Annotated in this window: 7 protein-coding genes; 2 read left to right on the top strand and 5 right to left on the bottom strand. The window is 47.6% G+C overall.

The window, feature by feature from the left end; genetic code table 11:
• Positions 1 to 72 precede the first annotated feature (72 nt).
• Entirely contained in the window at positions 73 to 1404 is a 1332-nt protein-coding gene (locus tag QT996_RS19955; RefSeq protein ID WP_333048499.1) for an AMIN domain-containing protein, read from the bottom strand.
• A 90-nt stretch (positions 1405 to 1494) separates the two neighbouring features.
• Between QT996_RS19955 and QT996_RS19950 the strand changes: the two genes are divergently transcribed.
• Positions 1495 to 2055: an NUDIX hydrolase gene (locus QT996_RS19950; protein WP_333048498.1), complete on the top strand. Its 561-nt coding sequence runs from the start codon at positions 1495 to 1497 to the stop codon at positions 2053 to 2055.
• Between the two features lie 47 nt (positions 2056 to 2102).
• On the opposite strand, the gene QT996_RS19945 is transcribed toward QT996_RS19950, so the two are convergent.
• The 4 genes from QT996_RS19945 to ppsA form a co-directional block, all read right to left on the bottom strand.
• Entirely contained in the window at positions 2103 to 8060 is a 5958-nt protein-coding gene (locus tag QT996_RS19945) for a DUF4347 domain-containing protein (protein ID WP_333048497.1), read from the bottom strand.
• Positions 8061 to 8708: 648 nt separating this feature from the next.
• Positions 8709 to 9869: a hypothetical protein gene (locus QT996_RS19940; protein WP_333048496.1), complete on the bottom strand. Its 1161-nt coding sequence runs from the start codon at positions 9867 to 9869 to the stop codon at positions 8709 to 8711.
• Positions 9870 to 11035: 1166 nt separating this feature from the next.
• Entirely contained in the window at positions 11036 to 11356 is a 321-nt protein-coding gene (locus QT996_RS19935) for a DUF6464 family protein (protein ID WP_333048495.1), read from the bottom strand.
• Between the two features lie 450 nt (positions 11357 to 11806).
• Positions 11807 to 14284 (bottom strand): phosphoenolpyruvate synthase, encoded by a 2478-nt coding sequence (gene ppsA, locus QT996_RS19930; protein WP_333048494.1) that lies wholly within the window; start codon positions 14282 to 14284, stop codon positions 11807 to 11809.
• Between the two features lie 762 nt (positions 14285 to 15046).
• Between ppsA and QT996_RS19925 the strand changes: the two genes are divergently transcribed.
• Positions 15047 to 21541, top strand: coding sequence for a PAS domain S-box protein (locus QT996_RS19925; protein WP_333048493.1), 6495 nt, complete (start codon positions 15047 to 15049; stop codon positions 21539 to 21541).
• Positions 21542 to 21546: the final 5 nt, after the last annotated feature.

Raw genomic sequence — 21546 nt, 5'->3', positions numbered from 1 at the left:
CTTCTTCCTTCTTCCTTCTTCCTTCTTCCTTCTTCCTTCTTCCTTCTTCCTTCTTCCTTCTTCCTTCTTCCTTCAAAAACCGAACTGGGGTAAATCTTCGGTTAACTGAACTTGCAAAATTTGACCGGGTTGAATCGTAGCAGGTTGAGGAGCAGCGACGTAAGTTGTAGCAACACCACCGGCTGCTCCCGCCAACAAACCGATACCGGAAAAGCCGCTCAGCAAGAACAAAGCTAAGCCACCAATACCAGTATTTCGCAACAAACTGCGATCGGAAGGCTGAGCCCGTCGGCCTTCCACGGGTTCCGAGCGAGCCACCAGAGGGATATTGCGGCCGTTGAGACTAATAGCTTCCACTACAAATCTACTGCCGAGGTTAGTCGTTTCAAATCGACCGATGACCGGCGTATTAGCAGGTACGATCGTATTGCCGAGACTGTCGAGAATTCCCCCTTGCAGCAGTAGCACTTCCTCTCGGCTGGGCTTCGCACGGGCAAGCCGCAAAGCCTGAGCACCGGGGTAGAGCAAACTGATCTCCGTGCCCGCCGGCAACAAGACATTCGCCCGAGTCGCAGCCTGCAAAGGAGCATTTGATCCGGCGCGAGGAAGTGGTTCACCAAAAGTAAGCGTCCGCTGTTGAGGTGCAGCAGCAGGCGTTATTTGAGAGGCTAGGCCGGGTACAGCCGCAGCTTGTACAACACGGCGTTCATCAAGGCGAACATTGACTAAAGGCACTCTTAGCGGCCGGATTTGGTCATTTGAAGTTGACCGCGGCGAAAAATTTGTACCGGGATTCGAGGAAGTAGGAGATTCTGGTCGATCGACCTCTGTGGCAGCAGTTGACTTGGGATCTATCGGTCGCTGGTTTTGCCGTACTTGTATTGCAGGCTGGGGTTGAGTTTCGGGAGTTTCCATACTCGTAGTCGGTTCGATCGAAGGTCGTAACACCCAGCGATTTTCTACCCCAATTCTTTGGAATTGCACTTTCCCCCCGCTAAAACCGACTCCGGGAGCCAAATTGACCAGAATTCTCGCCCTTCCCGGTTGAACTTGACTAACCCCCACAGAACGCACTGTGCCTTCTGGGTATAGCTGAGTTGCATCTACTCCGATGTCCGTATTGGGCAAATCCACAGCAATCTGACTGAGATTTAGTAGAGAATACTGGGGCGTCATTCCCTCTGGGAGAGTAATTTCTAGCTGATTTGTCGCCGGATCGAATTTCCAACTGGTGACTGTAGAAGCATTTACTGGCTCCAGTGTTGCGGGCACTGTCGCAACTGCGGCGACGACTGCTAGACTCAGACTCAGTGACTCGATCGCAAACAATCCGGCTGCTAGAGAATTAACAGTCAATTTTTGTAAGTCTTCCCCAAATCTGGTGAGTAATTTTTTGTATGGCATGGCGGCTGGGTGAAATTTTTGATCTGAAATAAATTATGGATGGGAAAATTTTGCCTTCGGATGACGCTGAAAGTTTAGCATTATGGCGATATGAAAAATTTAATTAAATGGAAATTATTGCGATCGCGCTTCGTTCTTAACCACAAGTGGTGTCAGGTTAGACAAGATGAAATAGAATTGCCAAGCGGAGAAATTATAGACGACTTTTTTGTTAATGTCCGACCCAATATCGCCCTAGTCTTTGCCACGACCGAGCAGCAAGAACTTGTATTAGTGCGCCAATACAGGCACGGAGTAGGCGAAATTTTGCTGGAACTGCCTGCTGGATCTTTCAACCCTGCTGAAGAGAGCGGGGAATCGGCAGCAGCCAGAGAACTTGCCGAAGAAACGGGATATGTTGCTGAAGAAATTTTGGAACTAGCAACTTTATATGATAACCCCGTCAAAGACACCAATTCTATCTACCTATACTTTGCTAAAAATGTCAAGCTTGCCAGCAGCAAAATCCAATTAGATATTACCGAAGATATTGAAGTAGTTTTAGTCCCCATTGCCGAAGTTTTTTTGAAAATCAAAAACCGACAAATTTGTGTATCCGGAAGCATCGCAGCTATTTTTTTAGGATTAGAATTTTTGAATAAACAGCGGTAAGGTGCTGTGGAAATGGAACCTTACACGCTGTTTATTGCGCTTTGGTCTTAACGAGAAAGACTCAGAAAATCCAGAGAAGTCAGAGAATTATCAGCGCCAAAAACCTGAGCTAAAACCTGCCCAGTGGCAGCAACTTGCAGCAGTGTGGCATTCGCCGTTGGGTTAATTTGCAAAGCCTCAAAAGTCAAGCCGTCAGCCAGGAAAAACTTGTCAGTTCCTACAGAAAAATTGAGGATAGTATCCATACCACTGTTAGCGTTTAACACAAAGTGATCGTTCCCCATACCCCCAATCAAAGTATCATCTCCGCCATCACCAAACAGCCAGTCATCTCCTGCACCCCCATTGAGAATATCGCGATCTTTCCCTCCGTAAAGAGTGTCCTTACCATCATCACCATTGAGAGTATCTTGACCTTCATTGCCATATAACAGGTCATCGCCACTGCCACCATTAATACAGTCTTGCTGACCGTCTTGGCCCACAGCGCCTCGCAGATTTTCCCCGCGATCGCCACTAATGGTATCGTTACCCTCATCACCACACAAAATATCGCTGCCGGAGTCGCCGTAGATCAAATCATCGCCCGCATCTCCATTTACCAAGTCGTCATCCTTGCCACCACGAAGGGTATCGTTACCAAAACCCCCACTCAGAGAGTCGGAACTCTCACCACCATTGAGAAAATCATTTCCATCTCCTCCAAATAGCAAGTCGCGACCGTCAACATCCGACACTAACTGGTTTTGCAAACCACCATAAAGCGAATCGTCTCCTTCATCGCCGACAATGGTATCGGAACCGAGTTCGCCCCGAATTAAGTCGTTATCTTTGCCACCGTGAATTAAGTCATTACCTTTGCCGGCAAAAATGCTGTCGTTACCGCAACCGCCGCCGATGATATCGCCGCTATCGTTACCGAAAATTAAATCGCCTTCAGAGGTCGCAATTGTGCTACCTGCTGCAGTGCCGTAGTCACCGAGTATGGTGTCGGAACCTTGATTGCCGTAGAGAGTATCCGAGTCAGTTTCGCCAAAAATTTGATCACCCCCTTTGCCTCCAAACACCACATCCGGGCCGTTGCCGCCCACCAGGGTATCGTCTTGTTCTTGGCCGTTCATCAAGTCGTTGCCATCGCCTCCCAACAGCAAATCGAAGCCGTCGGAGTCACTGTCTAGGGAGTTGAGTACGCCACCAAACAAAGAGTCGTCTCCCTTGTCCCCGGAAAGGGTGTCCGGGCCTTTGTCACCCCAAATCAGGTCGTTGTCGATGCCACCATAGGCGATGTCAGGGCCTTTGCCGGAGTAAACGGTGTCGTTGCCTTGAGTGCCGGCAATGGCGTCGCCTGAAGACCCGCCGAAAATCAGGTCGCCGTCGTTGTCGGTCAAGTCGATGTTGTTGCCGTTGTCGCCGACGATCGTGTCGGCACCGCGATCGCCGTACAATGTGTCGGAATTGCGATCACCAAAAATGCGATCGTCTTGTTTGCCGCCAAATACGGCATCGGTTTGTTTGCCGCCGTAAACGATGTCGTTGCCCTTGCCTGCTGCGATGAAGTCTCGCTGTTGGTCGCTGAAGATGATATCGCTGCCACCTTCACCTAAAAGTGTGTCGTCGCCGCCTCTGGAGATTAACAGTTCGTTAGCTTCGTTCCCTGTTAAGGAATCGTTTCCGGGAGTGCCTCTCATCGTGTTTTGGATGTCAATGAGTTGTGCGGCGTCGGAGTCGAAGTTGAGTATTGGGGAAGGCTGGGGTGGGATAAATGTGATGTTCGGTGGCTGGGGCAAGGGGTCGCAACCGCAACCGGTATCCGGTTCGGGCACTGGGCCGAATATAGGCGTTGGTGTTGGTGTTGGTGTGGGAGTTGCAGTTGGTGTTGGTGTTGGTTCCGTCCCTCGTGTTGGAGTTGCAGTTGGTGTTGGTGTTGGTTCCGTCCCTGGTGTTGGTTCCGTCCTTGGCGTTGGAGTTGCACTTGGTGTTGGTGTTGGTTGTGGGACGGGTGGTGTTGGTGTTGGTTGTGGGACGGGTGGTGTTGGTGTTGGTTGTGGGACGGGTGGTGTTGGTGTTGGTTGTGGGACGGGTGGTGTTGGTGTTAGTTCTGGGACGGGTGGTGTTGGTGTTGGTTGTGGGACGGGTGGTGTTGGTGTTAGTTCTGGGACGGGTGTTGGCGTTGGTTGTGGGACGGGTGGTGTTGGTGTTGGTTGTGGGACGGGTGGTGTTGGCGTTGGTGTCGGTTCGTTAACTGGAATGGCTGTTAAAGTAGCGCTGGCGGGGCTGGTAGCACCCTGGTTGTCTGTAGCGCTGTAGGTGAAATTGGCTGTGGTAAAGTTGGCTGTCGATTGGAAAAATAATTGGTTAATGTCAGCAGGTGTCACAATTTGACCAGCGGTGACAATCCGGCCGCCAGTCTCGGGATTGCCTAAAAATATCAGCCCTTCATTGGCTGCTGGGACGGTGTTGATGGTGAAGGATGCGATCGACCCGTCGGGGTCAGTTCCTCCAAGTCCTGCGATCAAGACAGTGCTGCTGGGGGCGATATCAAGATTGACCGGGGCTGCTTCTGGCGGTAGGTTTGGCAGTGGCAGCAGCGCCGATACAGTAGCGCTAGCCGGGCTGGTAGCACCCTGGTTGTCTGTAGCGCTGTAGGTGAAATTGGCTGTGGTAAAGTTGGCTGTCGATTGGAAAAATAATTGGTTAATGTCAGCAGGCGTCAGAATTTGACCAGCGGTGACAACCCGGCCACCAGTCTCGGGATTGCCTAAAAATATCAGCCCTTCATTGGCTGCTGGGACGGTGTTGATCGTGAAAGATGCGATCGACCCGTCGGGGTCGGTTCCTCCAAGTCCTGCGATCGCCACAGCGCTGCTGGGGGCGATTTCGAGGTTGACGTTGTTAGCTGTCGGCGGTAGGTTTGGCAGTGGCAGCAGCGCCGATACAGTAGCGCTAGCCGGGCTGGTAGCACCCTGATTGTCTGTAGCACTGTAGGTGAAATTGGCTGTGGTAAAGTTGGCTGTCGATTGGAAAAATAATTGGTTAATGTCAGCAGGCGTCAGAATTTGACCAGCGGTGACAACCCGGCCACCAGTCTCGGGATTGCCTAAAAATATCAGCCCTTCATTGGCTGCTGGGACGGTGTTGATCGTGAAAGATGCGATCGACCCGTCGGGGTCGGTTCCTCCAAGTCCTGCGATCGCCACAGCGCTGCTGGGGGCGATTTCGAGGTTGACGTTGTTAGCTGTCGGCGGTTGATTGGCGGGAGTCGGAGTCGGTGCGGGAGTCGGAGTCGGAGTCGGGGCAGAGGCGATGCTGGTTGTAACAGTTGCGCCGGGCTCGATGCCGTTATTGTTGCGGGGATTCGGGTCATTCGTGTTTGAGGTACTTCTTGCCGTGTTGCTGACAGTGCCAGTCGCCGGGACTGGGAATCTGACAGTCCGGCTGACGGTCAAGCCGTCAGCTAAGGTGGCAATGGGCGGAAAGCTGACAATGCCTGTGGCTGGGTCGTAAATACCGCCGTTGGATGCTGTAACGCCCGTTAAACCGGGAACGATGGTGTCTGTAACGGTGATGTTGGTGGCGGTAGTGGGCCCTCTGTTTTCGGTGAGAATTGTGTAGGTGACTGTCGATCCTGCCGCCGCAGTAGCGGGCCCGGTTTTGACCGTCACTACATCGGCGCTATCGGTGATCGTGGTGGTGACTCGCGCTTGGGGGCTGCTGCCGTTGTTGTTGGCAGGATTGGGGTCTGGGCTCGTTGAGGTGCTGCTAGCAGTGTTGGCGATCGGGCCGATGGTGGCGGGAACTGCGAAACTGACGGTTCTGTTGGCGCTGGCTGCGCTGGCTAATGCGATCGCTGGCCAAGTCACAATACCTGTAGTTGCCGTGTAAGTTCCGCCCTCGGAGACGCTGACTCCTGTTAAACCCGGAACGATGGTGTCGGCGATCGCCACATTGGTTGCCGCACTCGGCCCACTGTTAGCCGCCGTAATTGTGTAGGTGACTGTCGAGCCTGCCGCCGCAGTAGCGGGCCCGGTTTTGACCGTCACTACATCGGCAATATCGTTCGTGATAGTGGTGGTGACTCGTGCTTCGGGGCTGCTGCCGCTGTTGTTGGCGGGTACGGGATCGATCGTGTTGCTGCTGCTGAATACACTGTTTGTAATAGCGCCGAGTGTAGTTGGGGTCGTAACAGTTACGGTGCGGGTGACGCTGGCCCCAAGAGGTAAATTCGGAATAGTTGGCCAGGTGACCAGTCTCGTTGTCGGGTTGAAAGTGCCGCCGTTGTCGGCACTGCCAAACACTGCCCCTCGGGGCAGTTGGTCTTCAACCAGCACGTTTTCGGCCACGTTCGGGCCGTTATTTACTGTCGTAATTGTGTAAGTAATGCTGCTGCCCGGTGCCGCAGCGGGCGGGCCTTTTTTCGTTGTCGCAACATCTGCTGTAGTAGGCGGCACCTCTATAGTTTGGATAGACAAAGTGCGAACGTCGTGAATATTTGTTGCGTCTCCCGTTGAGCCAGCAAAACCAAATTTGAATGTTTCCGGAATTGGCCCGTTTATTGTCGCTAAATTGTCAATCTTGATAATTGTCTCGCCCACATCTGTAAACGAACCATTATTGTTGAGATCAAAGTTAACAGTGAGACGGTTGGGCGTTGCCGAACTGGGAGGTTCCAAAATAACTTGAACTCTTCTTCTGGCTGGTTCCCGCGTGCTAGTAATGGTGTTGATCGGCGGACTTACGGGGTTGGGAATATTATCTACTCCCCCCGGCAAATAGTTAGAAGTTAAAAACTGATATTGCGTAGCTTCGCTACCTCGAAGCGTTACCGAATCAGGTCTAATTCCCCCCGAAATTCCGCCTACTCGCCCAGAACTTGTAGTTGAGAAATTTCCGAATTCATCCAATCCAATTCCTAAATAACCTCCCCGTAAACCGGACTGATTTGTATCTGCATTTTGGGCGTAGCCGAGAGACCCTCCATAGCCTCCAGCTACTGTTGGCGTCACAGTACCGTCAATTAAAAAGAAACTTATGCCATCCCCTGTCAAATTACTGGGTAAATTCGGACGTACAGTGCCGTTGTAGGCAAATATATCGAAGACTATTTTAAGGCCGCTGCTGACTGGTACCGGATTGTTATAGATGGCAAAAGTAGATTGGTCAAAACTTCTTGAAGTTAATCTCAAAGCCCCGCTACCGGGCGGGTCGATGTTCAAACCCGGAAAACTCTCCGATCCGGTTCCTGATGTTAAAGCTGGAGCGTCTGAGGTGCCGCTGACCCCAGATATCCAAGGCCCTGTTAGATTTACCTCTTGAAAACTTTCGTCAACTAAAGTCACGAGGACAGCGCTGTAAGTTTCCTGCGTTTTTGTTTCAAAAGCTATGGCGGTTTTTACTCGTCCTGCTGTTACATTTAATTGCCAGTTTCCTCCTAATTTTGCACTGCCAATTAGATTGTTGGAAGCCGCTATATTTGCGCCTGTTAATTCTCTTAGCTTCCGCACGAAAGCAATCCCGGATTGTCCAGCCCCAACCCTGCACGCTAGTAATAAAATATCGGCTTTTTCGCTGAAGGCATTGCGCCACTGCTGCAAATGCCGATCGTACTTTGGCAAGTTTTCATCCTTCAGTACAGTTGACCCCAGTTGTAGCGAAGCTTCGTCGCCGTGAGCAACTATCTGAAGGCTAGCAATAAAGCTGCGTTTAGCTAGAATCTCGGTAATTTGTTCTACTCCGTCCCGCGTTCTATCGAGGACAATTATCTCTGTTCCCGGTTTGACTCCGCTGGCAAGATGCTGATAATTATCTACCCTCGGATCTATGCAAACTAAATATTTTTTATGCTCGCTCTTGACGCCAAAACTCGTTTTTTTTAAACAGTCAATATCGATCGCCCTATCGCCCGCTAATGGCCTCCAAATCACAGGAAATTTTATGGATTCTTTGTCGCGCGGAACGCCACTTAATTTTTGAATTTGGCGAGAGTAGTTGCACCCTAATTTTTTCATGAGTTACATAGCTCCTTGACGTGTTTATTGTTAACCTTCAGCGACCGATTTTATTATTAATTGCTACTAGGAAATTTATAATTCCTAATTGATCGGCTTCGCATAATAGTTAACCAGTTCCATTTACGGCGATTATTTTTTAATTGACATCTTCCCAAAGTAGCAGTTAGCTCCATTTACCTGAAAATTAGGCGTTTTTTTAGCCAAGTATGACTGTAGCCAGAATTATTTTAAAATGAAAAAAAGCGGCGCGATGTACGGAAAAACGCCGTGGGTTGGCAGCTTTCTTTGTGAAATACACTTAAAGTTTGTTCATGTTTGTACTGTTAATGGCTTGAGTAATCAGATTTTTAGTAGGACTAAATTCCTGAACAACAACCACTGTTAGGGGAGTAAAACTGCCCAATATTTGTTAATATATTGAGACCCAATAACGTTCTATTTCTGTAGACATAAACTCCTTTTATTGAGGTATCATTAGAAGTAAATTACTTAATAAAAACGTAGTTTTTGGTAGTCGATTGCTCCGAAAGAAAATAAGTCACGAGCTTGATGCTTGTTGATTTTAAACTTTCTTTAAAAGAATCAGGATTAGGAAACTAACCGAATTTAGAAAATATCGTGAAACCCATGGAATTAAATGGGCTTTTATCCTGACGGAGCCAGAGTCAGAAAATCCCGAGCATTCAGAGAATTATGCGGCTCAAAAACCTGAGCAAAAACCTCCCCAGTGGCACCAACTTGCAAGAGTGTGCCATTCGCTGTCGAGTTAATTCGCAAGACCTCAAAACTTAGTCCGTCGGCGAGGACAAACTTATCAGTTCCTACTTCACAATTGAGCAAGGTAGTGACTCGACCCCCCGCCTCACCGGGCGCTGCGACTGTCGAGCAGTTGTGGTTCGTCAAGTCGGGGTCTGGAGTGTGCGATCGGCTCGATACAATGTTGGTGATCCTCGTCAGGGTAGGCGACGGTACAAAGCTGATGGTGGGGCTCTGGTTGGTGCCGATCGCTAAATTCGCGATCACTGGGAAATCGATCGCTCCAGTGGCTAGATTGTAGGTTCCGCCGTCGGACAGGGTGACTCCCCTTAAGCTGGGAATCAGGCTGTCGGTGATGACTACATTGGCAGCGGGACTCGGCTCGTTGTTGCTAGTAGTAATTGTATAAATGAGCATCGCGCCCGCGTTGATGCTCGCTGCCGCCGTTTTTTGGGTGACAACATCGACCACAGCATCGATCGAGGTGGTGACGGTGGCGTTGGGGTTTGTACCGTTGTTGTTGGCCGGAGTCGAGTTGGGAGTGATGGAGATACTTCTGGCCGTGTTGCCGATGGAAGTTAGGGTGGGCGGTACTGTGAAGTCGATCGTCCGGGTGACTGTCTCCGCGTTGGCGATTGCCACGGGTCCGAAGGTGACAATGCCCGCCACAAGATCGTAAGTATTGCCGTCCAATACGGTGACTTTTGTTAAACCCCAAACAATGCTGTCAGTGATGGTCACGTCGGTCGCCGGGTCTTGCCCCCTGGTACTCGTGGTCACTAGGTAGTCTACCCTCGAATCGACGAATAGTACATTTTTTACACTCCGGCTGCCACTCGACTTGGTGGAGAGCAAAAATTCTCTGTGGGGATGCCCAATTCCCCCGCCGCCACGGAGTTTGTGGGACAGGAAATACTCCTGTGTTTTTACTTGTTTTATTTGTTTTTTCTGATGATAAGTTGCTCTTGTTCGGGAGTTTGCGCCCGCAATCCTTGCGCTGGAGTCACCTATTTTTTTAGTTATAATTGGTTTGTGGCAGATGCTTTGCATGGTCAAATTGTTTCACGGATTGTAGATGATGTACCCACTGCTAGATGCTAATTATCACATATGGAAAAGCTGAAATAGCAGAGTAAGAGGCTCTGATTCTTGACTTATAGAAAGAGCAAGAAGCAAATTTTACTCAGCAAAAAGCAGTGCTATCTTGATATTTAATAGCATTGCAAATATCGCCTGCAGAAGCTCTGACAAGTGGGAGTTTAAATCCCGAGCATCTATCGGGTGATTTTTTGCCTTCAGCTTTCTGTTGTGTTAGCGAGTGTATCGGTGACACGCATATCTCTTACACCAGGCACTAGACAATAACACGACTTCTCAAAAATTTACTTAATGAGGTTTTTTGTCATCGTCTAAGGCACTTTATTTGCAGAGAAATTTCAGCATTTATTGACGCAGAAACCGGGTTTGATGGACGAAAAGACTTCGTGACAGCCCTCGCTCCCGGTAAAAAACTAGGTTTCTTTGGTTTTGATGGGCAAGCCCTGTTAACAATAGTAACCCGACCTTAATTAGGGAGTGTTGGCCGTGACATAATTAGGCCAGCAGTACCCAAGGCGTGTCCTTAAATTAAAATATACATACCCTGTATCGACGAGGCGTCTTAAAAATTCATGACTTGCAGTCTGAAGACAGCAATCCTGGTTTGAGACTGTTTTGCTGCGATCGCAAAAACAGATTAGTGTCGCCCACAACTAACTTCTCAAACTGTCAACAAGCGAGTCTTCGAGCAGGTTTCTGTTTAAGGTAAATGCTCGGGACTATTGTTCGTGCAGCATTTTTTAGGATGTTTTGGAGAAACTGGCTTGGAGATTTTCCCATCAGCTACTTGCGATTTTGGTTCGCTAATTTTTTTAACTGCTGGAGTCACGCCCAAGAGACGAGAAACCCAATTTATTCGGAGTTTTCTGGCCACCCAACCAAAATTTATGGTCTAAACTTGGTTTCGGATCGTAAATCCTAAACTAAAAAAACAGCGATCGCAATCCGCCCGTTATGGCAACTGTAACCAAGCAATAATGCTCGATTAGGTTTTAATTGCTGAGTTTTGGCGTGGGTCGTCCAAAACAAGCTTCACCAATAATCCTTACACGTAAGTACATATTAACTCATTGATTACTACATCCGCAAATAGGCATAGATATAAGCATTAATACAAGCTATATCTTTTCTCCGCGAACGTCAAGAGTTCTGGCTTGGTAGTACCGACAATCCTGACAGGGCCCCGAAGGATTGACAGCGCAGCGAATGTAATTAGAGCGGGCGTTATACTCGCAAGTGATATCGCCGATCGAATAACCGAGGCTTTGTATGTAAGTGCGATCGGCAGTTGGTAGTTGAGTTCGCATGGCTCTATTCGCTACCGCAAGCCTAGCCGCTGCAATTCTATCGCGGGCTTGGCTCTGAGCAGAGCGCATCACCCACAAAGACAGCAGCGACGGAGCTAAACCTATGAAAATAATCAGGAGAACAGTTAGCACTTTGTGAGAGCTTATGTGGAGAATATGTTTTTTGATTTAGGCGATCGGCAACAGAAAATTATCTCAGAAACGACGGTTTTAAAGGAGAAAAGTTCCCGAGTAAGTCTCAAACTAAGCCGCCCGTGTGTTAACCGTTAGCTGGCGGGTTCGGAGGGCGATCGCTTTTGGCGCCAGTTTCTTCGTAAAGCGCATCGCCCGGGCCCAACAAAGTCAGAAGCGAAGGTATGGTGTGATATTATGCCCGGTCAATTACCCGCAATAAAATAGTTTGGTAGTGACGAATGCAAGCCCTCATAAAAATCACAGAACTTGGATTCCTCACTACAAACGCGAGCTCGGTTATTTTACATGACTAGATATGAGAAACCGGGTCGAGTTCACAAACAACCAAGCCGGGAAAGGGCGCAGCTATTGTTTAAAAAACCCGGTTTATCTCAAAAACTAAAACGGTTACACTTTAGCAACCTCCCCCGCTAAATCCATCAACGAACCCGCACCTTCCACCTTAGCAACATCTAACAAAGTCTTCAAAACCGAATCGGGATTCAAACTAATCGAATCAATTCCCAACTCAACCAAGAAACGAGCAAACTCAGGATAATCGCTGGGCGCTTGACCGCAAATCCCAATCTTGCGATCGTACTTCTTGGCGGCTTTAATGGCAATTGCTACCATACGCTTGACAGCTTCATTCCGTTCGTCAAAAATGTGCGCGACTAAAGCAGAGTCCCGGTCTAATCCTAATGTTAACTGAGTTAAATCGTTAGAGCCGATCGAGAATCCGTCAAAAACTTGCGCGAATTCGTCAGCAAATATCACATTGCTAGGCAATTCACACATCACATACACTTGCAAGCCGTTCTCGCCCTTAACTAAACCGTTTTTTGCCATCTCGGCTAACACTTTTCGTCCTTCATCGGGGGTGCGACAAAATGGAATCATCGGAATCACATTTGTCAAGCCCATTTCATCCCGAACTCGCTTTAATGCTTTGCATTCCAAAGCGTAAGCTTCGCGGTAATTGGGGTCGTAATAGCGAGAGGCGCCGCGCCACCCGATCATCGGGTTTTCTTCCTTGGGCTCAAACTGCCGTCCTCCCAAAAGATTAGCATATTCGTTGCTCTTGAAATCGCTCATCCGCACGATGACTGGATTGGGATAAAATGCGGCGGCAATTGTAGCTATTCCGTGGGCGAGTTTGTCGGTGAAGAAATCTGGTTTGTGTGGGTAAAGTGCTGTCAGTTCTGCAATCTCTTCTTTTACTGATTCATCTACCAATTCGTCAAAGTGAATTAGTGCCAGCGGGTGTGCTTTAATGTGATTGGCAATGATGAATTCCAGCCGTGCTAAGCCTACGCCGTCGCAAGGAATTGCTGATAAACCAAAGGCTTCTTCTGGATTCCCGACATTCATTAAAATTTGAGTGCGGGTGCGGGGTAAATTCGCGATCGCAGTTTCTTGAATTTCAAAAGGAAGCAAACCGGCATAAACTTTGCCTTCGTCTCCTTCGGAACAAGAAACAGTGATTTCTTGATGGTTTTTCAAGATTTGGGTGGCGTCGCCGGTGCCGACAATGGCGGGAATTCCCATTTCTCGGGCGATGATCGCGGCGTGACAAGTACGGCCGCCGGAATTGGTGACGATCGCACTTGCTTTTTTCATAATCGGTTCCCAATCCGGGTCTGTTTTGTTGGTAACTAAAACTTCTCCTGATTGAAATTCAGCGATTTTGTGCACATCTAAAATCACGCGGGCTTTGCCTTGTCCGATGGATTCGCCAACGGCGCGTCCTTTTGCCAAAATTGCACTGGAACCTTGCAATTTGTAGTTTCGCAAAATTTTAGCAGACTTTTGAGATTGTACCGTTTCGGGTCGCGCTTGGACGATAAACAATTCACCCGTATTGCCGTCTTTCGCCCACTCAATGTCCATCGGGGTATAAGTTCCACGCACTTTAGAGTAGTGTTCTTCTATGACTACTGCCCATTTGGCTAGTTGCAGAATTTCATCATCTTGTATGGCAAATTTATTTTTTTCTGCTGCTATGACGGAGACGTTTTTGGTGTATTTAGAACCGCCGATATCGTACACCATTTTGAGTGTTTTGCTGCCGAGGCGTTTGTCTAAAATCGGGAGAAAACCTTGTTTTAAGGTTGGTTTAAAGACGAAGTATTCGTCGGGGTTGACGGTGCCTTGGACGACGTTTTCGCCTAATCCGTAGGCGGCGGTTACTAATACGGCGTTTTTGAATCCGGTTTCGGTGTCGATGCTGAACATGACGCCGGAGGATGCTAAGTCCGATCGCACCATTTTTTGGACGCCGACTGATAGGGCGACTTCAAAGTGGTCGAAACCTCGCTGTTGGCGGTAGGAAATCGCGCGATCGGTGAATATGGAAGCAAAGCATTTGTGACAGCATTCGAGGACACCAGCGCAAGCTTGGACGTTGAGGTAGGTTTCTTGCTGTCCCGCGAAACTCGCGTCTGGTAAGTCTTCGGCGGTGGCGGAGGAACGCACTGCTACGTCTGTACTGTCGCCGTAGCGATCGCACAATTTCTCGTAAGCATCCGCGATCGCCGCTTGCAGTTCTCGCGGAAACGGTGTGTCCAGAATCAGTGCCCGCGCTTGCTTGCCTTTTTGTCGCAGGTTTTGCAAATCTTCTACGTCTAAATCGGCAAAAATTTCGCGCAATTTAGCTTCTAAACCCGCTGACTGAATGAAGTAGCGGTAAGCGTGTGCTGTAGTTGCAAATCCGTTGGGAACTCTGACTCCTTGCGCGGTTAACTGTTGAATCATTTCGCCTAAAGAAGCATTTTTTCCACCTACTAATGGGATGTCGGCGATGCCGACTTCATCAAACCACAATACTAAGGCTTTTTCTTTGGGAATTAAAACGGGTTTTGGGGCTATCTCTAATTTTTCTATCATTGCTTTTTTCCTCTCAACTTCATCTCAGTTCGGTCAAAGGACAGTAAACAAAATACGGTTTATTTGGAATTGTATTTTTGTTACCAAAATTCTCTGATTTTTTCCTAGGCTGTATCAACCGAGTTTTCGATTGCCTCTATTTAAAGACTATCACTTTTTTGGTAAATAGCAAGACCTATGGAGAAAATTTATTTGATTGCAAAAAGTAAAGAAATCGCAGTAATGAGTTTATGTAAGGTATTATAAAAGAAGTGGTAAAAATATGAATAGTGAAGATAGTTCGCACCGCTTTTTTTGCGTTGAGCGCTCATTGGTGCGGGGATATGGCTTGGATGGTGTTGCTAGGGGAATTGAAGGACAACAAAGGGTGGGGTTCGCTCGCGCGCTCGGCTGCACCCGCCCAATAACGGATACAAGTTTCCTACAGGAGTCGTGAGTCGGCAAAAATTTGAGACTAAGGTTCGACCTTCCCGATTAATCTCTGGAGTAAATCTAAAATCTAAAATCGACTGACCGGGGCGCTAGCCCTAACAACACAACACCAAGCAGCTTAGTTTCCTCCGCAAACTGAACTCCTAAAAACCATAAAATTTTTGCCTCTGATTGCGTGGATCTACTTAGAGCAAAAAAACAGTCGCATAGAGTGGATTGTAATTGTTGAACCACCGAGTTTTTAACTTGGAGTGGCAGGATTTGGGGCGAGGCAATTATTTATATGCTATAATAGTTAGCTCGACTGCCTTATGACAAAAAACAAGGTATATGATATCAGTTTTGAGCTCAGCCGCAAAGCGAAACGGCTTTAAAGTTCTTCTAGTCGAAGACAATCAAGCCGAAGCCGATCTGATCGAAGAATTATTATTAGAAACAAATGTTAGCCGAGCCGAGCCTCAAAGGCTGTCAGTAAACTGTACAGACCGTCTCAGCAAAGCGCAGCAACTTTTGGTCGGTGAACATTTTGATGTGATTTTACTAGACCTTTCGTTGCCCGACAGCCAAGACTTAAGTACAATTGTCAAAATACAAGAATACAGCCTAAATACTCCGATTGTCGTACTGACGGCCCGCAACGATGAAGAGCTTGCCGTGCAGTCAATTCAAGCCGGAGCTCAGGATTATCTAGTCAAGCGAAACATCGACAGCGAAGTGTTAATTCGATCGCTCCGCTACGCAGTCGAGCGCCAGCACAACCAAGAAGCTTTGCGAAAAAGCGAAGAAAAATATCGCTCGGTAGTCGAGAATTCTCTCGTCGGAATTGCGATTATTGCTCCTCCAATTTCCCCCTCAGAACCCGAAAAATGCAAGTGCTTGGAAGTTAACGATGCTTTGTGCGATTTGCTGGGGTATGATCGCCAAGAGTTTTTGCACAACAATTGGGATCAGTGGGGTTTTCCTGATGACTTGCAGGCCAGCTTACAGCCGTTAAAAAAAGTTTTAGCCGGGGAAAGCGAAGGCTATGTTTTAGACAAAAGGTGGCGTAGAAAAGACGGAGAAACAGTTTACACTAGAGTTTCTCTGCGCTGTATTCGCGGTCGCGATGGCTCGATCGATAGGATGATTAAAGTAGTCTTGGATGTGAGCGATCGCTACCATTACGAAGCTCAATTAAAAGCGTCAGAAGAGTTTTTAAATCATACGATTAATGCTACTCCCGATCCAATTTTTGTCAAAGACGAGCAGCACAGGTGGGTCGTATTAAACGACGCTTTTTGCGACTTGATTGGAAAAAGGCGCTCGGAACTCATAGGCAACTCGGGATATGAGTTTTTCCCCCCAGCACAAGCCGATTTGTTTTGGCAACAAGACGAGCAAGTATTGCAAAGAAGCATTCCTGAGCAAACCGAAGAAACTTTTATAGATAGCGTGGGCAAAGAACGCATTCTATCTACTAAAAAAACTGTGTTCACCAAAACCGACGGCACTAAAATGTTGGTCGGGACAATGCGAGATGTGACGGATTACAAGCGCCAGCAAATAGCGTTGCAGGAAAGCGAAGCTCGCTTTCAAATAATGACCGACAACGTGCCGGGAATGATTTATCAGTATCGGCTTTATGTAGATGGTAAAACATCTTTTACTTACGTTTCTTCGGGCAGTTGGCAGATATACAATTTAAAGCCAGAAGAAATAGAAGAAAATGCCGCTTTGGCTTTTGCAACAGTTCACCCAGACGACATCTCAGATTTGCAGCGGTCGATCGCAACTTCAGCGGTGACTCAGCAAGCTTGGCAGCACCAGTGGCGGCAAATTATGCCGGACAAAGTGAAGTGGCTGCAAGGCGCGTCGAGACCGGAAAAACAAGCCAACGGCGATATAGTTTGGGACGGTTTGGTGATGGATGTCACCGAATTAAAACAAACCCAGCAAGACCGCGATCGATTTTTTAATCTCTCGCTGGATTTACTTTGCATTGCAGGTTTTGACGGCTATTTCAAACGCTTAAACCCCGCTTGGTCAAATGTATTCGGTTACAGCAGCGAGGAAATGCTAGCCCAACCTTTGATTGAATTTGTGTATCCAGAAGACCGACCAATAACTCTAGCTGAATTAGAAAAACTTAAAAAAGGCAACCCCGTTATTAGCTTAGAAAATCGCTATATTTGCCAAGATGGTACTTATAAATGGCTGTCGTGGACGGCATCGCCGTTTGCAGAAGAAGGTTTGATTTATGCCGTTGCTCGGGACGTTACATTTAGCAAGCAAGCTGAAGCTGAATTACGCAAGAGCGAAGCCACCAACCGCGCTCTTTTAAATGCGATCCCAGACATGATATTTCGCTGTCGGGCAGACGGCACTTTTGTAGACTTCAAATCTGCCAAATATTTCGAGGATTTCCTACCGCAAAAAAGACTAATCGACCAAAAAGTACAAGACATATTGCCGACTGCTTTTGCTGACAAAATCTTGTCGGGCAATCAACAACCGATCGACACCGACGAGATTGAAGTCGTAGAATATCAAATGCCAGTTAATGGTGAACTCTACGATTTTGAAGCGAGAATTGTTTTCTGCACAGATGACGAAATTATCGCGATAGTCCGCGACATCACGAATCGCAAACGTTTCGAGTCAAAACTCCACAGGCAAGCAGCGGCAATGGCTGCCGCTTCCGAAGGTATCGCTATACTCGATGCCAACGGAGAGTTGATTTATTGCAACGCAGCCCGACTAAAAATTTACGGTTACGACTCTATCGAAGAAGTGTTAGGCAAAAGTTGGCAAGTATTCTACGAAGATGCAGAACTGCAAAGGTTTGAGCAAGAAGTTATGCCCAATTTAGTGAAGAAAGGTTGGTACATGACCGAATCAGTAGGATGCCGCCGCGACGGCTCGAAAGTCCCTATAGATGTATCACTGACAATGCTGGCCGACGGAGAAACTATTTGCGTTGTTCGCGATATTTCCCAAAGAAAACAAGCAGAAGCAGCACTGCGAGAGAGCCAGCGATTCACTCAACAAATTGCTGGGGCAAGTCCTAATATTTTGTATGTTTGTGACTTAATTGAAAAAAAAAATATCTATGCTAACGCTTCTATATACCACATTCTCGGCTATACAGTAGAGGAGATTCAGGCAATGGGGCCGTGGATGATGTCAACTTTAATCCACCCCGAAGATTCAATCAAAATGCCGGATTATTTACTGCAAGTCGAAACAGGCAGCGAAGGGGATATCTTTGAAATAGAATACCGCATTAGGCACAAGGATGGTTCTTGGCGCTGGATGGTTAGCCGAGATACTGTATTTGCGAAAACAGCAGACGGTAAGTTAAAACAAATTCTGGGCACGGGAACTGATATTACAGAAAGCAAGCAAGCAGAAGATGAAATAAAGCTGTTGCTGGCAGCAACTCAAGCCATTAGTCAGTCGGCAGATTTGCATAGTGCCCTCTCAGATATCCTGCGGTTGCTGTGCAATGCGATCGACTGGAATTTTGCGGAAGCTTGGATACCGGCTGCTAACGGTACTTTTTTGGAACACAGCAAAAATTGGTACGCTAGCGATCGCGATTTAGATAGGTTCGGTCACGAAAGTAAAAAAATTAGATTCGCCTCTGGAGTAGGAGTGCCGGGACGGATTTGGTCAACCCGAAATGTAGAATGGATAGAAGATATTTCTATAGCCAATAATCATTTTTTTACCAGAACCAAAATGGCGGCAGCACTCGGATTGAAAAGTTGTTTCGGAGTGCCAATTCGCGCTCGATCAGAGGTGCTGGCAGTTTTAATATTCTGCAAGCGCGACCGATCGATTATGGAACCGCGTATAGTAGAGTTGGTCAAGGCGGTAGCGACTCAGTTGGGCGCTCATATTCAGCGCAAACAAGCCGAAGAAGAATTGCGTAAAAGTGAAGAACGCTGGCAGTTAGTTCTCAAAGGCAATCAAGACGGAATTTGGGATCTGAATCTTCAAACAAATGAAGCTTTTCGATCGGCCCGCTGGCACGAAATTATAGGTTACGCAGAGGGCGAAATAGACAGCACCAACCGCGCATGGATCGATCGCCTCCATGCAGAAGATCGCTCAAGAGTGCAAGCAGCGATCCAAGGTTATCTCGATCGCCAAATCCCGAATTACGCCACGGAATACCGCTTGCAGTGCAAAGACGGCAGCTATAAGTGGGTACTCGCCCGCGCTCAAGCAGTGTGGGACGAAGCCGGAAACCCTCTGCGGATGGTGGGTTCGATGACGGATATCAGCGATCGCAAAGCAGCAGAATTAGCTTTACTGCAGGTCACTCAAGCCGTCGAAAGTACCAGCGACGCGATCGTGATAGCCGACTTGAAAGGGCGGTCTCTTTACCACAATCAAGCCTTCATTCAGCGCTACGGGTACACCGTGGAAGAACTTAACGATATTGGCGATATGGCCGCGCTTTACGTCCGGCATAAAAATTACAAACAAATTTATAAAAGCCTTCGCCAAGGTCGCTCGTGGTGCGGCGAAGTGGCCATGCGAACTAAAAGCTGCGAAGCAGTAACTGCTCTGGTGCGAGCCGATAGCATTCAAGATATTAATGGTAATTCCATCGGCTTAATAGGAGTAATTACAGATATCACCAAACGCAAAGAATCAGAAGTAATTTTGCGCCAAAAATTAAAGCGCGAACAGTTGGTTGTCGCCATGCTGGAACGCATTAGATCTTCTCTCAATCTCGAAGAAATTCTTACTAAAAGTGTCGAAGAAGTGCGGCAGTTTTTGCAAGTAGACCGCACTATTATTTACCAATTCAAGCCGGATTGGAGCGGGTTTATCGCTGTCGAGTCGGTTGCCGAAAATTCCCGACCAATTGTAGGAATGGAAATTTATGACCCCTGTTTTGGGGAAGCCTACGTTACTCTTTACCGAGACGGCAGAATTAGAGCCACAGAAGATGTTTACAATGCCGGTCTGGCAGACTGCCACTTGGCTTTGTTGACTCGGCTCGATGTGAGAGCGAATCTGGTAGTGCCGATTTTGCAAGGCGAAAACTTGTGGGGGCTGTTAATTGCCCACCACTGCACGGGCCCGCGTCTTTGGCAGCAATTCGAGGGAGAGTGCCTAAAACAATTGGGGGTGCAGTTGGCGATCGGCATTCAGCAATCGATGCTATTTGAACAAGCACAAACTGAAATTGCCGATCGCAAACTTGCAGAAACCGCCCTGCAATTAGCTAAAGAAGCCGCCGAATCCGCCAACCGCGCTAAAAGCGACTTTCTCGCTAACATGAGCCACGAATTGCGGACGCCTTTGAACGGAATTTTGGGATACATTCAACTGCTCAAAGTCGATAAAAATTTTACCGCAGATCAGCAGGAAAGTCTTAACAACATTCACCAGTGCGGCAACCACCTGCTGATGCTGATTAATGATGTTTTAGACCTCTCAAAAATCGAAGCTAGTAAAATGGATCTGTCGGTGACAAACGTGCATTTTTCTAGTTTTGTGAAAAGTATTATTGATTTGTTCCAGATGCGCTCTGCTCAAAAAGGAATTCCCTTTAATTACGAGCAGGTTTCAGCGCTTCCAGACGGAATATTGGCAGACGAAAAAAGGTTGCGTCAAGTTTTGATTAATTTGCTCAGCAATGCCGTTAAGTTTACGAACAGCGGCAGCGTTACATTCAAAGTCGGTTATGCAGAAAATTTCTCCGATAACTATCCTCCAACCAACTGCGAAAATTCTAGTTTGACAGCGGAAATTGCCACTCAAACGATCAATTTGACCGCGAATTTAGACGCGCAGCAAATGTCGAACCCGCCGCTGGGAACAACAGAAGCGCGCGAGGTGATAACAGCAGAAAATACCAGCGATCATGCCCTTACCCCTAAAATTCGCTTTCAAATCGAAGATACCGGCATTGGCATCGGGCAGAATAAATTAGAAGAAATATTTTTGCCTTTTCATCAAGTGGGCGATCATAACAATTTCGTCGAAGGTACCGGACTGGGACTTTCCATCAGCCAAAAATTAGTCAAAATGATGGGCAGCCAAATTCGCGTCCAAAGTACCCCCGGCAAAGGCAGCATATTTTGGGTGGATCTAGACTTGCCTGCAGTTGCCCCGTCTTCGGAACTCGCCTCCCGGCAAGAAAAAAGGCAGCTTGTAGGTTTTACTGGCCCCCAGCGGAAAGTGCTAATAGTGGACGATCACGAAGTAAATCGCGCCATGTTGCACAGGCTGCTTTTTCATTTAGGCTTTGAAATTGTAGAAGCTACAGACGGCGAAGACTGCTTGCACAAAGCACAGGAATTTCTACCGGATATAATTTTAATGGATTTGCTGATGCCCGTAATGAACGGTTGGGAAGCTACTAGGCGGCTGCGAGAGTTGCCGGAAGTAAAAGATACTGTTATCCTTGCTTTGTCTGCTAACGTTTACGAGACTACCAAGCAAGAGAGCATACTTGCAGGTTGCGATAATTTTCTCACCAAGCCGATTCAAACTAACGAGCTTTTAGAATTATTGCGCCTGCATTTGAGACTAGAATGGGTTTACGAAGAAAGATCACAAACCAAAAAGCGGACAGATCAAACTGCCAAAGCATCTTCTGAGATTGCTGCTGCTGACTCAACGATGGTGTCTCCTGCCTCAGAGTCAGTCTTGGCGTTGTTAAGATTGGCTGCAATGGGCGATATTGAAGCTATTCTGGAAGAAACTGCTAAACTCGAAGATTCTGACCCGACATTAGTGCCTTTCGTTCATCACCTGCGCCAACTTGCTAAAGGATTTCAGCTCAAGCAAATTCGAGATTTTTTGAAGCAACATTTGTCCTAAAATTG

Origin of the sequence: Microcoleus sp. S13C4, assembly GCF_036700865.1 — a bacterium.
Lineage (GTDB): Bacteria > Cyanobacteriota > Cyanobacteriia > Cyanobacteriales > Microcoleaceae > Microcoleus.
Note: the sequence above shows the minus strand (reverse complement) of the source record. Positions and strands in the feature narration are given on the sequence as shown.

What these genes read in the sequence shown, in the direction of transcription:
- QT996_RS19955 (WP_333048499.1), bottom strand. Translation starts at nt 1,404, where the DNA reads ATGCCATACAAAAAATTACTCACCAGATTTGGGGAAGACTTACAAAAA.
- QT996_RS19950 (WP_333048498.1), top strand. Translation starts at nt 1,495, where the DNA reads ATGAAAAATTTAATTAAATGGAAATTATTGCGATCGCGCTTCGTTCTT.
- QT996_RS19945 (WP_333048497.1), bottom strand. Translation starts at nt 8,060, where the DNA reads ATGAAAAAATTAGGGTGCAACTACTCTCGCCAAATTCAAAAATTAAGT.
- QT996_RS19940 (WP_333048496.1), bottom strand. Translation starts at nt 9,869, where the DNA reads ATGCAAAGCATCTGCCACAAACCAATTATAACTAAAAAAATAGGTGAC.
- ppsA (WP_333048494.1), bottom strand. Translation starts at nt 14,284, where the DNA reads ATGATAGAAAAATTAGAGATAGCCCCAAAACCCGTTTTAATTCCCAAA.
- QT996_RS19925 (WP_333048493.1), top strand. Translation starts at nt 15,047, where the DNA reads ATGATATCAGTTTTGAGCTCAGCCGCAAAGCGAAACGGCTTTAAAGTT.